The 12,383-nt window shown below is 74.2% G+C and carries 16 protein-coding genes; 6 read left to right on the plus strand and 10 right to left on the minus strand.

From position 1 onward, the window contains the following. Positions 1-64 precede the first annotated feature (64 nt). The 4 genes from ACWJ6R_RS18520 to ACWJ6R_RS18535 form a co-directional block, all read right to left on the minus strand. Positions 65-1,477, minus strand: coding sequence for a dihydrolipoyl dehydrogenase family protein (locus tag ACWJ6R_RS18520; RefSeq protein ID WP_449063422.1), 1,413 nt, complete (start codon positions 1,475-1,477; stop codon positions 65-67). Between the two features lie 157 nt (positions 1,478-1,634). After that, positions 1,635-2,120, minus strand: coding sequence for a low molecular weight protein-tyrosine-phosphatase (locus ACWJ6R_RS18525; RefSeq protein ID WP_449063423.1), 486 nt, complete (start codon positions 2,118-2,120; stop codon positions 1,635-1,637). Positions 2,121-2,237: 117 nt separating this feature from the next. Further along, complete coding sequence (locus tag ACWJ6R_RS18530) at positions 2,238-3,356, minus strand: cellulose binding domain-containing protein (protein WP_449063424.1); 1,119 nt, start codon at positions 3,354-3,356, stop codon at positions 2,238-2,240. A gap of 142 nt (positions 3,357-3,498) precedes the next feature. Continuing rightward, a complete protein-coding gene (locus ACWJ6R_RS18535) occupies positions 3,499-4,095 on the minus strand; it encodes a TspO/MBR family protein (protein ID WP_449063425.1) in 597 nt (198 codons plus the stop codon). A gap of 172 nt (positions 4,096-4,267) precedes the next feature. Here ACWJ6R_RS18535 and ACWJ6R_RS18540 point away from each other — a divergent pair, with 172 nt between their 5' ends. Both ACWJ6R_RS18540 and ACWJ6R_RS18545 read left to right on the plus strand, forming a co-directional pair. After that, a complete protein-coding gene (locus ACWJ6R_RS18540; RefSeq protein WP_449063426.1) occupies positions 4,268-4,912 on the plus strand; it encodes a MarR family winged helix-turn-helix transcriptional regulator in 645 nt (214 codons plus the stop codon). Between the two features lie 162 nt (positions 4,913-5,074). Continuing rightward, positions 5,075-5,776: an NADPH-dependent FMN reductase gene (locus ACWJ6R_RS18545; protein WP_449063427.1), complete on the plus strand. Its 702-nt coding sequence runs from the start codon at positions 5,075-5,077 to the stop codon at positions 5,774-5,776. A gap of 106 nt (positions 5,777-5,882) precedes the next feature. Here ACWJ6R_RS18545 and ACWJ6R_RS18550 read toward each other — a convergent pair whose 3' ends face one another. From ACWJ6R_RS18550 to ACWJ6R_RS18570, 5 genes are all read right to left on the minus strand, one after another. Next, complete coding sequence (locus ACWJ6R_RS18550) at positions 5,883-6,458, minus strand: hypothetical protein (RefSeq protein WP_449063428.1); 576 nt, start codon at positions 6,456-6,458, stop codon at positions 5,883-5,885. An 8-nt stretch (positions 6,459-6,466) separates the two neighbouring features. Next, on the minus strand, positions 6,467-7,519 hold the full coding sequence (locus ACWJ6R_RS18555; protein WP_449063429.1) for a hypothetical protein: 1,053 nt from the start codon (positions 7,517-7,519) through the stop codon (positions 6,467-6,469). A gap of 175 nt (positions 7,520-7,694) precedes the next feature. Further along, on the minus strand, positions 7,695-8,090 hold the full coding sequence (locus ACWJ6R_RS18560; RefSeq protein ID WP_449063436.1) for an NAD-binding protein: 396 nt from the start codon (positions 8,088-8,090) through the stop codon (positions 7,695-7,697). Between the two features lie 80 nt (positions 8,091-8,170). After that, a complete protein-coding gene (locus tag ACWJ6R_RS18565; protein ID WP_449063430.1) occupies positions 8,171-8,572 on the minus strand; it encodes an NAD(P)-dependent oxidoreductase in 402 nt (133 codons plus the stop codon). A gap of 46 nt (positions 8,573-8,618) precedes the next feature. Next, complete coding sequence (locus ACWJ6R_RS18570) at positions 8,619-9,353, minus strand: SDR family NAD(P)-dependent oxidoreductase (RefSeq protein ID WP_449063431.1); 735 nt, start codon at positions 9,351-9,353, stop codon at positions 8,619-8,621. Positions 9,354-9,446: 93 nt separating this feature from the next. Between ACWJ6R_RS18570 and ACWJ6R_RS18575 the strand changes: the two genes are divergently transcribed. The 3 genes from ACWJ6R_RS18575 (at position 9,447) to ACWJ6R_RS18585 (ending at position 11,437) form a co-directional block, all read left to right on the plus strand. Then, positions 9,447-10,382, plus strand: coding sequence for an AraC family transcriptional regulator (locus tag ACWJ6R_RS18575; RefSeq protein ID WP_449063432.1), 936 nt, complete (start codon positions 9,447-9,449; stop codon positions 10,380-10,382). 174 nt (positions 10,383-10,556) lie between these two features. Beyond that, on the plus strand, positions 10,557-11,072 hold the full coding sequence (locus tag ACWJ6R_RS18580; protein ID WP_449063433.1) for a diacylglycerol kinase family protein: 516 nt from the start codon (positions 10,557-10,559) through the stop codon (positions 11,070-11,072). Next, complete coding sequence (locus ACWJ6R_RS18585; protein WP_449063437.1) at positions 10,997-11,437, plus strand: diacylglycerol/lipid kinase family protein; 441 nt, start codon at positions 10,997-10,999, stop codon at positions 11,435-11,437. Before ACWJ6R_RS18580 ends, ACWJ6R_RS18585 begins: the two co-directional genes overlap by 76 nt. Positions 11,438-11,465: 28 nt before the next feature. Here ACWJ6R_RS18585 and ACWJ6R_RS18590 read toward each other — a convergent pair whose 3' ends face one another. Beyond that, positions 11,466-11,654 carry a hypothetical protein gene (locus ACWJ6R_RS18590; RefSeq protein ID WP_449063434.1) on the minus strand — a complete coding sequence of 63 codons (189 nt, stop codon included), beginning with the start codon at positions 11,652-11,654 and terminating at the stop codon, positions 11,466-11,468. A 17-nt stretch (positions 11,655-11,671) separates the two neighbouring features. Here ACWJ6R_RS18590 and ACWJ6R_RS18595 point away from each other — a divergent pair, with 17 nt between their 5' ends. Next, positions 11,672-12,307 carry a hypothetical protein gene (locus tag ACWJ6R_RS18595; RefSeq protein ID WP_449063435.1) on the plus strand — a complete coding sequence of 212 codons (636 nt, stop codon included), beginning with the start codon at positions 11,672-11,674 and terminating at the stop codon, positions 12,305-12,307. The last annotated feature ends 76 nt before the right edge of the window (positions 12,308-12,383 follow it).

Raw genomic sequence — 12,383 nt, forward strand, 5'->3', positions numbered from 1 at the left:
CGGGCGCGGCTGCGGGGCGCGGAGTCGCCGTCGTCCGCGCCGCCGCGGGCGCCCGCGGCGGCGGTCAAAGACCGTAGGCCTCCAGCAGGCGCAGCCAGACCTCGCTGACCGTCGGGAACGACGGCACCGCGTGCCAGAGCCGCTCCAGCGGCACCTCGGCGGTGACCGCGATCGTGGCGGCGTGCAGCAGTTCGGCCGCGCCGGGACCGGCGAAGGTGACACCCAGCAGCACCCGCCGCTCGGTGTCCACCACGGCCTTGGCCCGGCCCCGGTAACCGTCGCCGAGCAGGTAGGCGCCGCTCACCGCGCCCAGGTCGTACTCGACCGCGCGGACCGGGAAGCCCTCCTCGCGGGCGCGGGCCTCGGTCCGGCCGACCGCGCAGACCTGCGGGTCGGTGAAGACCACCTGCGGCGCGCCGTAGCCGCCCGCCCGGTCCCGCAGCGCGGGCAGGTCGTCGGGCCCGCCCCCGGCCCGGGCGGCGATGACGTCGCCGCAGATCCGGGCCTGGTACTTGCCCATGTGCGTGAGCAGGTCGCGGCCGTTGACGTCGCCCACGGCGTACAGCCAGCCGCCGTCGACGCCGGTGGCGCGCATGCTGTCGTCGACGGCCACGGGCCGGTCACCGGCCAGCCCCACGCTCTCCAGGCCCAGGCCGGCGACGGCGGGCCGCCGCCCGGCGGCCACCAGCAGCTCGTCGGCCTCGACCGGCGGACCCGACGACAGGTGCACGGTCACCGGTCCGCCCGGCACGGGCCGCTCCACCCGGATCGCCTCCGTGCGGGTCCGCACGGAGATGCCGGAGGCGGCGAACGACTCGGCCACCAGGTCGGAGGCGAACGGCTCCAGCCGTTCCAGCAGCCGGCCCCCGCGCACCAGCACCGTGGTCTCGGCCGCGCCGAGCCCGTGCATGGCCTGCGCCATCTCGCAGGCGACCACGCCGCCGCCGATCACGGCCAGCCGCCCCGGAACCGCCTCGGCGGCGGTGACCTCGTGGCTGGTCCACGGCCCGGCCTCGGCCAGACCCGGCAGCGGCGGGACCACGGCGCGGCTCCCGGTGGCCAGCACGACCGCGTGCCGGGCGGTCAGCGATCGCGAGGTCCCGTCGGGCAGGTCCACCCGGACCCGCCTCGGGCCGTCCAGCCGCCCCCGGCCCCGGACGAACTCCACGGGCACGCCCTCGATCCACTCGACCTGACCGGCGTCGCTGTAGTGGGAGACGGCCTCGTCCCGGCGTGCCAGCACGGCGGCGGCGTCGATCGGGCCGACGTCCAGGCCGGGCACCCGGCGGGCCTCGGCGGCCAGCTCGACCGGGCGGAGCAGGGCCTTGCTGGGGATGCACGCCCAGTAGGAGCACTCGCCGCCGGCCAGGTTCTCCTCCACGATCACGGCGCTCAGCCCGCCCCGCACGGCCCTGTCCGCGACGTTCTCACCGGCCGGTCCGGCACCGATCACGATCACGTCGAACTCGTCCGCCACCACTGCCTCCTGTCGGGAACGCGCGCCGGAGATCCCGTGCCGCCGCGCCGGTTCCACCGCCCCCCCCCGTATCTTCCCCAGCCGCACGAGACCATCGCAACGCGGCCGTGTCGGGTCCGTCCGGGGCGGCAGCCGCCCCGGCCGCCCGCGCGCCCCCCTACGCGCGCGGGACCCGCAGCTTCTCCGCCAGCCGTCCGGCCAGCCCCTCGGCGGCGGCCTCGATCATCTCCAGCACCTCGGCGAACCCCTCGCGGTCGCCGTAGTAGGGGTCGGGCACCTCGGCGCCCTCCGGGGCGGCCGGGTCGAAGGAGCGGAAGAGCCGCACGTCGGCGCCGGGCGGGGCCAGCCGCCGCAGGGCGCGGAGGTTCTCCCGGTCCATCGCGAGCACCAGGTCCGCCTGGCCGTACCACTCCCGCAGGAACTGCCGGGCGCGGTGCGCGGAACCGTCGTAGCCGCGGCCGGCCAGCGCCGCGGCGGCGCGCTCGTCCATCGGGCGGCCCTGGTGCCAGCCTCCGGTGCCCGCGCTGTCGACGGTGACGAGCCCGTCCAGGCCGTGATCGGCGACGGCCTTCCTCAGCACGACCTCGGCCATGGGGGAGCGGCAGATGTTCCCCAGGCACACCACGCAGACGCGATAGCTCATGGCCTCCATTCTCCGCGATCCGCAAGGGGAACCGGCCCGGAGAGGACCTGCCCGGGGAGGGCCTGCCCGCGCCCCGCGGGGATCGTGCTCCCCGCGGGGCGCGCGCTCGCCGAGCCGCTATCGGGCCGTGCAGGACACGGCGGGGGCGGCTGAGGAGGGGGTCCCGGAGGCGAGGAAGCCGAAGGACGTGCTGGCCCCGGCCGCCAGGGAGCCGTTCCAGGAAGCGTGCTCGGCGGTCACGGCGGAGCCGGTCTGGGTGACCGTGGCGTTCCAGGCCTGGCTGACCCGCTCACCTCCCGAGGTCCAGTTCACGGTCCAGCCGGTGACGGCGGAGGCTCCCACGTGCCGTACGGTCACCTCGCCCTGGAATCCGCCGGACCACCGGTTCACGACCTTGTAGGCGGCGGTGCAGCCGCTCCCCGCGGTGGGCGTCACTGTGGGGGTCACGGTGGGGGTCACGGTGGGGGTGACCGTGGGCGTCACGGTGGGGGTGGCGGTCGGCGTGGCGGTAGGTCCGGACCCGAGCAGGGCGGTCAGGGCGGGGAACCACCGGTCGGCGATCTTCCGGTCGCCGGCCGCGTTGGGATGCACCCCGTCACCCGTGTCGGCCGAGGTGTCGAAGCCCGTCCACTGGTCGACCACCACGACGGGTGAGCGCTGGGTCGTCTTGCCCGCCGCCCAGCCGGGGATCGCCGCGTTGAGCGCCGCGACCCGCTGGCCGCACTCGCCGCACGAACTCGGGTTCATCGGGATGATCTGGGCGACCAGGATCCTCATGTCGGGGTTGCTCTCGCGCATCTGGTCGACCAGCTTGCCGTAGGCGGCCAGGATGGTCGCGGTGGAGCGGTTGCTCCACGCGTCGTTGGTGCCGAAGTGCATCATCACGATGTCGGGCCGGGCCGCCGAGAGCCAGGCCGGGAGCTGGTTCTGGTCGGCCACGTTGGTCGCCAGGAAGCCGCCGTGCCCCTCGTTCTCGCCGTCGTAGGCGAAGCCGCAGCCCTGCGGCGGGAGCGTCCCGACGAAGTCGACCGACGAGGCCAGGCCGGCCTCCTGGAGGCGCTGCCAGAGCAGGGCCCGCCAGCAGCCGGGGGAGCCGGTGATCGAGTCCCCGAGGGCCATGATCCTGGTCGGCTCGGCCCGCGCCGACAGCGCGGCGCCCGCCGTACCCGCCAGCACGAACCCCAGGGCGGCGGCCAGCGCCGCCAGCACCGCCAGAACCGTCTTGCCTTCGCGCATCGCCCGCTCCCGTCGTAGCCCGGCGCGATGCTAGGCATCCGCGCCGGGCGACGGGAAGCGGGCGCTTCCCCGGTGCCGCGCCGACCTGCGGCGTCACCGGTGCCGGGGATGTAACTTTCAGCGCCCGGCCCGGTCCCGGGGTTCAGTCCTCGACCGGGTTGAGGCGGACGATCGCGGTGTTGAGGGCGGTGGCGAACAGCGTCCACGCGCCGTAGGGGAGCAGCGCCGCCCCGGCGGCGCGGTCGGTCGCCCACGCCTGCCTGATCAGGTCCGCGTTGGAGGCGTTGAGCGCGGTGATCTCGGCCAGGGCGAGCTTGGGCGAGCGGCCGCGGAAGAAGGTGAGGCTCCAACCGGCGTTGAGGACGAGGTTGGCCGCGAAGCGGGCGGCGAACGCGGTGCGGTCGGTCCCCGCCCGGCGGTCGAGGACGCGGGCCGCCCCGACGGCGATCAGCCCGTACAGCGGCGTCCACACCAGGCCGAACGCCTGCGACGGCGGCTGCCAGGCCGGTTTGCGCAGCCGCCGGTACCACAGGGAGGCGGGCTTGGTCGCCAGGCTCCCGACGGCGGCCGCCGCGCTCACGGCGAGCAGGGTCCTGGCCAGGGTGCGGCCGCGGGTGCCCACGCGTGTCCGGACGATCTCCTCCGTACGGCGCCGCGCCCGGCTCGGGGCGTCGCCCTCCGGACGGCGCTCCGTGCCCGTCCGCGCGGAGGACGGGATGGTGGATGGTGTCGTCTTCATGGTCGGCCCCTACCCCGGCCACCGGTGATATGCCGCCGGTGTACCGCGCCCGGGTCGGCTCGCCCGAGCCCGGGCGGCCCGGCGCCCGGCCCGGAAGACGGTTCGCGCACCGCCGCGGGGGCGGGACGGCTTGCGAGGACAACAGATCCAACAGCGCTGTTATGTTAGGGGGGTGCCTCCCCTCGACTCCGGGCCGGGTCTGCTCGGGACCCGCCTGCGCCACCTGCTCGAACTGCTGGACGCGGACGTCGCGGCCGTCTACGCCGAACTGGGGGAGGCCGGGTTCCGTCCCCGGTTCACCCCCGTCCTGCGGGCGCTGGCCGTGTTCGGCCCCTCCTCCATCCGCGATCTGGCGGACGCGATCGGGGTGACCCACTCCGCGGCGAGTCAGACGGTGGCCCAGATGGCCGGGCAGGGGTTCGTCGTCCTGACGCCGGGAGCGGACGCGCGCCGGCGGATCGTCCGCCCCACCGCGAAGGCAGAGGCGCTGCTCCCGGTGCTGGAGGCGGAATGGGCGGCCACCGCCGCCGCGGCCGCCGAGCTCGAGGCCGAGCTGTCGTTCCCGCTGAGCCGGCTCGTCGAGGAAGTGCTGGAGGCTCTGGAGCGGAGGCCGCTGCGGCGGCGGATCGCCGACGCGGCACCGGACCTGGCCGCCCGGGTCGGCTCCGGGCGGGTCGGTTCTGCCCGGGTCGGCTCCGGGCGGGAAGGCGGGCAGGAGGGGGGCGAACCGAGGGCGGAGGGCGCGGAGGACGCTGGTGCCGGGACCTCGGAGGGAAGGGCGGAGGGAAGGGCCGCGAAGGGCGGGAGCCGAGCCTGACGGCCGGTCTATGGCATATGGATCACTATGGACGACATGTGCCACATATGTACCTTTGCTGTGAAATAGCCACTCCATGCACTATCGGTACTCCGATCATGTTCGTCGCCTCTCTCCTCGGGCACAAGCGCCGTGACGTCGCTCAGGGGAAGGGGTTCGGGGATGAAGATCGTGGGGATCGCGGGAAGCCTGCGGCCGGCGGCACACGTCGGAAGGCTGCTGGAGGCGGTGGCGCGGGAGCTGCCCGTCTCCGCGGATTTCACGGTGTGGGAAGGGCTCGGAGAGATCCCGCCCTTCACGGACGGCCCGCTTCCGAGCCCCGCCGGGAAGTTCTGCGATCTCCTGTCCGGTGCGGACGGCCTGCTGATCACCGCCCCTGAGCACAGCGTCCTGCCGGTCCAGCTGCTCCACGCGCTGCAGTGGGCGTCCCGGCCGGGAGCGGGCGCCGTCCTGCTGGGCAAGCCCGTCGCCGTGGTCACGGCCTGCGTCCGCCCGCACGAGGCGATGTGGGCCCAGACCGCGCTGCGGCGCGCGCTGGGCGTCGCCGGCGCCGTCGTGTACGGGGCCGACCTGTCCGGCTCTCCGGCCCTGCGGCAGTTCGACGCCGCCGGTCGCCTGGCCGACCCGGTGGCCCGCGACCGGCTCGGCGGCGTGATGGAGGCATTGTGCTCGCGGTCGCGGTCGCGGTCGCATTCGCGGGAGGCCGTGCCCGGGAAGGTGCTGGAGACCCTGTCCGGCAGGGTTCCGGACAGGGTCTCCTTGGAGCGGGTCTCCGGGGCGGCTCCGGTGGGGCTTCAGGGCAAGGCCCAGGCGGCCGTGCCGGTGGTCATCCAGGAGAAGGCCGCGGAGAGGATCCCCGTGTGACCGCACGCCCGGCTCCCGCCGTGTGACCGCACGCCCCGGCCCCCGCCCCGGGCCTCCGCTCTCAGCCCGGGGCGGGGGCCTCTCAGGCCGGAGAGACCGGGACCCTTCAGCCGAGGGAGGCCGAGACCAGGGTCCTGGCCTCCTGCTGGACCTCGGCCAGGTGGTCCGGGCCCTTGAAGGACTCGGCGTAGATCTTGTAGACGTCCTCCGTACCGGAGGGCCGGGCGGCGAACCAGGCATTGGCGGTGCAGACCTTGACGCCGCCGAGGGCGGCGCCGTTGCCGGGCGCGGCGGTGAGCACCTGGGTGATCGGCTCGCCCGCCAGGGCGCCGGCGGTGACCTGCTCGGCGGAGAGCCTGGACAGCACCGCCTTCTCCTCCCGGGTCGCGGGGGCGTCGACGCGGGCGTAGGCGGGGTCGCCGAACCGCGCCACCAGGTCGGCGTAGTGCTCGCTGGGCGAGCGGCCGGTGGTCGAGATGATCTCCGAGGCGAGCAGCGCCAGGATCAGGCCGTCCTTGTCGGTGGTCCACACCGAGCCGTCGCGGCGCAGGAAGGACGCGCCCGCGCTCTCCTCCCCGCCGAAGCCGAGCGAGCCGTCGAGCAGGCCCGGCACGAACCACTTGAACCCGACGGGCACCTCGACCAGCGGCCTGCCCAGGTCGGCGGCGACGCGGTCGATCATGCCGCTGCTCACCAGGGTCTTGCCGACGCCGGCGCCGCGGGCCAGTCCGGCCGGTGGGAGTACAGGTAGGAGATGGCCACGGCCAGGTAGTGGTTGGGGTTCATCAAGCCCCCGTCGGGGGTCACGATCCCGTGCCGGTCGGAGTCGGCGTCGTTGCCGGTGGAGACGTCGAAGGCGTCGCGGTTGGCGATCAGCGAGGCCATGGCGTACGGGGAGGAGCAGTCCATGCGGATCTTCCCGTCCCAGTCGAGCGTCATGAAGCGCCAGGTGGGGTCGGTCAGCGGGTTGACCACGGTCAGGTCCAGCCGGTGCCGCTCGGCGATCTCACCCCAGTAGGCCACGCTCGCCCCGCCCAGCGGGTCGGCACCGATGCGCACCCCCGCCGCGCGGATCGCGTCCAGGTCCACCACCGAGGGCAGGTCGTCGACGTACGAGCCGAGGAAGTCGTACCGGACGGTGGTCTCGGCGGCCAGCGCCCGGGTGTGGGAGACGCGCCTGATCTCCTTCAGCCCGTCGGCGATCAGGGCGTTCGCCCGGTCCTGGATCCAGGAGGTGGCGTCGGTGTCGGCCGGTCCGCCGTGCGGCGGGTTGTACTTGAAACCGCCGTCGCCCGGGGGGTTGTGCGAGGGGGTCACGACCACGCCGTCGGCCAGGCCGGTCGTCCGCCCCCGGTTGTGGGAGAGGATGGCGTGCGAGACGGCGGGCGTCGGGGTGTAGCCGTCGCGGTCGTCGATCATGACCGTCACTCCGTTGGCCGCGAACACCTCCAGCGCCGAGACCCGGGCGGGCTCGGACAGGGCGTGCGTGTCGGCCCCGAGGAAGAGCGGGCCGTCCACGCCCCGCGCCGCCCGGTACTCCACGATGGCCTGGCTGGTGGCCAGGATGTGGTCCTCGTTGAACGCGGCGTTCAGCGCCGAGCCGCGGTGCCCCGACGTGCCGAACGCCACCCGCTGGCCGGCCTCTCCGGGGTCGGGGCGCAGCGCGTAGTAGGAGGTCACCAGCCGGGCCACGTCCACCAGGTCGGACGGCCGGGCGGGCCGCCCGGCGCGTTCATGCGTCATCGAAGTCTCCTCAATATCGTCACCGACAACGCTACATACCCGTCATTTGCGGGTTTCGACGGACGCGCCGTCACCTCCGCGCGGATCTTCTCCGCCGCGCGACCCTGCGGGTACGGCTGGTCCCGGTACGGTCCCCGCCCGGCTGGGCGGGTCCCGGCCGGCGCGCCGTTGCCTATCAGTCGGCCGCAGTGGCCCGGAACAGTCGGATGACTCCGGTGATGTTGTCCTGGCCGTGCCCTCGGTCAATCGTCTGCCGGTAGGTGTCGGCGGCGGCGCGGGTCAGGGGAACGGCGGCGTGACGCAAGGCGGCATCCGCGGTGGCGTATCGCAGATCCTTGGCCACCAATTCGATGGGGAAGGCCGCGGGGAAGGTGCGGCCGAGCATGGCGGTGGCGGCGGTGGCGATGGCCGAGCTCGCCACCGGCGTGGCGGCGAGTACCTCGATGGCGTGGGCCGCATCCAGGTCGGTGTCGTGCAGTGTGCCGAGAAGCTCGGCGACGGTGGCAACCTGGACGGCGAACAGGGAGTTGACGAGCAGCTTCATCCGCGAGCCGGTCCCGGCCGGTCCCATGTGGTGCACAGCGCCGCCGATCTGTCGCAGCACCGGCTCGACCCGGTGCGCGACCGCCGACTGCCCGCCGACGAGGAAGATCAGGGCGCGACGTCGGCCTGGGGGCGTGAGCCCAGCACCGGAGCGTCGAGGAAGTCCACACCGCGCTGGGTGCACCGGCCGGCGAGCTCGGCAGCGAAGGCCGGGGTCACGGTGGAACAGTCGACCGCGACCGTGCCCGGCGCCATCGCTGCCAGCGCGCCGATGTCCGGGTCCAGCCAGACGCTGCGACCGGCGTCGTCATCGCGCAGCATGCTGATCACGAGGTCACGCTGCTGCGCGGCTGCCGCCGGCGTCGACACCGCGGTGGCGCCCGCCTCGGCCAGGGGCCGGGTCGCCTCGGCCGTGCGGTTCCACACGGTGACGTCGTGTTCGCCCGTGGCGAGCAGTCGGCGGGCCATCCGCGAGCCCATCGCGCCGAGTCCCAGGACGGCGATCTTCATCGTGCTCCTTCGTAGGTCATGCGGTGGTGGCGGTGCGTAACGATGTTCAGGAGCCCATGGCGGCGAACGCCGCAGTGAAGGCCCGTGGGTCGCTGTTCCATAGATCGCCCATGCGCGCGGACGTCGGGTCCGGGTAGATGTCCTGGTCTCCGGCGGTGATGCCGTCGAGAATCGCGTCGGCGACGGCCCGCGGCGCCGCTTTGGGCGCGTCCACACCGGCCAGCATGTCGGTGTCGATACCGCCGGGGTAGACGCCGTGCACGCCGACCCCGGCTCGGGTCAGTGCCGGTCGCAGGGCGAGGGTGAGCGAGTGCGCTGCGGCCTTGGACGCCGAGTAGCCCGCCATCGGCGGTGCCGGCGCGTACGCCAGCAGGGTGAGCACGTTGACCAGCGTGCCCTTGTTCTCGACCAGTACCGGGGTGAATGCCCGGATCATGTCGTAGAGGCCGGTGAAGTTGACGGCGAACTCCCGAGCCAGCCCGTCGGGGTCGGCTTCCAGGGCCGCAGCGAACGCCGCCGCACCGGCGTTGTTGATCAGCAGGTCGGTGTCGGTGGCGATGGTGGCGAGCCGCGCGATGGCGGCCCGGTCGGTGACGTCGAGGGCGACGGGCGTGATCCGCTCATCGGTGCGGATCGTCCGCGGGTCGCGGGCACCCGCGTAGATGCGCGCGGCGCCGCGCTCCAGCAGGACGTCGACGAGGGCGCGGCCTAGACCGCGATTTGCTCCGGTGACGACGGCGGTGCTTCCGGTGATCTCCATATGGACCATCCTGCTGCTCACCGGTGAGGTGATGAATGCCTGTGCTACTCGCTTGTTTGTCCGTCAGTCTCATTCCACCCGCTGATGCGCCCTCGACGGCCCTACGCTGTGCAGATGGACGTTCTTGGTGACGTGCTGGCGCTGGCACGGGTCGACGCGAGCCTCATGGCGACCTTTGACGCGCGAGCTCCCTGGGCCATCGAACTGCCGGCCCGCCATGGTGCCACGTTCCACGCCGTGGTGGCAGGCACCTGCTGGTTCACTGCTGATGGTGCGCCTCCACGCCAACTGGCCTCGGGCGACCTCGTGCTGCTGCCCGCCGGGGCGCGCCACCAGCTGGCCACCGACCCGGGCTTGCCGACGCGCCGTTTCGACGAGGACCTCAAGCGCAGCCTCATCCGACCCGACGGTGAGCTGGTGCTCGACGGGCCGGGCGCACGGACCCGGATCCTGTGCGCGGGCTACCACTACGCGACCGACGCCGCCCATCCCGTGCTGGGGCTACTGCCGCCGGTGCTGCACGTGGCCACCGCCCAGCCGGAAAACGGGCCGTGGCTGCGCTCGGTCCTGGACATGCTGGCCCACGAGACCCGCAGCCGCGCCGCCACCGGCTCGGGCACCGCCGCGCTACGCCTGCTCGACCTGCTGCTGATCCACGTCGTGCGAGTCTGGCTGGACACCGAAGGCGACACCATGGACGCATCGTGGCTGCGGGGTCTGCGCGACCCGCTCACCGCACGGGTCTTGGCCGTGCTACACGAGCGACCCGGCCACGACTGGACCCTGGACACCCTCGCCGCAACGGTCAACGTCTCCCGCGCCACCCTCGCCCGACGGTTCACCCGCCACGTCGGCGAACCCCCACTGACCTACCTCACCCGCTGGCGCCTCGACGTGGCCGCCCGCAAGCTACGCGACACCACCCTGCCGGTCGCCGCCATAGCGCACGAGGTCGGCTACACCTCCGAATTCGCCTTCAACCGCGCATTCACCCGCACCCACGGCCAACCCCCCGGCCGCTACCGCCGACACACCATCGCGAACAGGTAACCGCCAGACGACGATGGCCGACCGAACCGCTTGTCAACGGCCAAGTGCGTGTGGCTCTGGCGCAGTACCCGCGCGGCCCCCGGGAGCGTGACCGCCGCTCCCGGGGGCAGGGGTCCGGCCGGGATGACCGGGCGGCCGGGGAGCCGGTGCCGGGCCGAGGGCGGAGGGACGGGAATGGCCGAGCTGCTGGCGATCTGCAACAGGAGGGCGGGCAGCGCGGACGAGGGCGCGCTGGAGGCGGCCCTCGGCACGCTGCGCGAGGGGGCCGACGTGGTGGAGGCCGCGGGCGACGGACTGGACGAGGCGCTCGGCGCCCACCCCGGCCGGGACGTGGTCGTGCTCGGCGGGGACGGCTCGCTGCACGCGGCGGTCGCCGCCCTGCACCGCAGGGATGAACTCGGCGCCCGCACCGTGGGCCTCGTCCCGCTGGGTACCGGCAACGACTTCGCCGCGCGCTCGGGCTCCCTCCGACCCGGGCCGCGGCCCGCGTGGTGCTCGCCGGGCACCGCCGTCCGATGGACCTGCTGGTGGACGACGACGGAGGGATCGTCGTCAACGCCGCCCACCTCGGCGCGGGAGCGGAGGCCTCGGAGCGGGCGGCGCCGCTCAAGCCGGTGCTCGGGAAGCTGGCCTACCCCCTCGGCGGGCTGCTCGCGGGCGTGCGGAGCCGGGGGTGGCGGCTGCGGGTGACGGTGGACGGGCGGCCGCTCGCGCACGGGCGCCGGGTCCTGATGGTCGCCGTCGGCAACGGCGTCACGATCGGCGGCGGCACGCCCCTCACCCCTCGCGCCCGGCCCGACGACGGGAAGGTGGACGTGGTGGTCGCCGCGACGACCGGCCCGCTGGCCAGGCTCGCCTACGCCCTGCGCCTGCGCCGGGGGACCCATCTCGGCCTGCGCGACGTGGTCACGGACCGGGGCGGGGAGGTGGCCGTGTCAGGCGGTCCCGTCCCGCTGAACGCCGACGGCGAGCTGACCGGCCCCGTCACCGGCCGCCGCTGGACGGTCCTGCCCGCGGCCTGGCGGATCTACGCCGCAGACGCGTCGCCCGCGTGACCGGTGCCGGGCCTCCGCGGAGGCGCCCCTACTCCTTCTCCCCGGTCTCCTGCCCGGCGGGCCGCTCCGCCGAGGCCTCCTCCAGCCGGGAGCGGAGCCGCGTACGGATCTCGTCGGGAGTGTAGGCACGGCGGCGCCGTTCCGCGCGGGCGACCACCGCTCCGGTCGCCGCGACGCCCGCGATCCCTGCCAGCCCGAGTATCTTCCACCAGCGCATGTCCTTAGAGTATGGGAATGTCCGCTACGAGCATCAGCCTCGACGAGGCACTGGACCTGACACGAACCGGCGACGTGTGGCTGTTCCGTGGGCGCTCGGTGCCGGACCGGGCCATCCAGACCGTGACCAACAGCCCGGTCAACCACGTCGGGATGTCCGTCGTCATCGACGACATGCCGCCGCTGATGTGGCACGCCGAGCTCGGCAGGTCGCTGCCCGACATGTGGTCGGGCACCCACCAGCGCGGGGTGCAGCTGCACGACCTGCGCGAGGCCGTGCAGGTCTGGGCCACCCGGTACGGCCAGCGCGGCTGGCTGCGCCAGCTCCAGCCGGAGCCGACCGCCGAGATGGAGGAGGCCGTCCTGCGCACGATCGCCCGCCTGGACGGCACCCCGTTCCCCTCCACGGCCCGGCTCGCCGGGCGGTGGGCCCGCGGGCGGCTGCCCAGGGTCTTCAAACGCGGCGGTGAGCAGAGCGCGCTGGAGAGCGCCTACTGCGCCGAGGTCGTGGCCGTCACCTACGAGGCGATGGGCCTGCTGCCCGGTGGGCGCCGCCCGAACTGGTACGACCCGGGCCGGTTCTGGAGCGGGGACGACCTGGAGCTGAGCGGCGGCTTCCACCTCGGCGGGGAGATCACCGTCAAGATCGGCTGATTCCGCCGCGCGCGGCGGCCCTCCGCGCCGGCCCCGCCGCGTGCGCCGACTCCTCCGCCGCCGGCGGACACGGCCG

The organism is Planomonospora algeriensis, assembly GCF_977012225.1.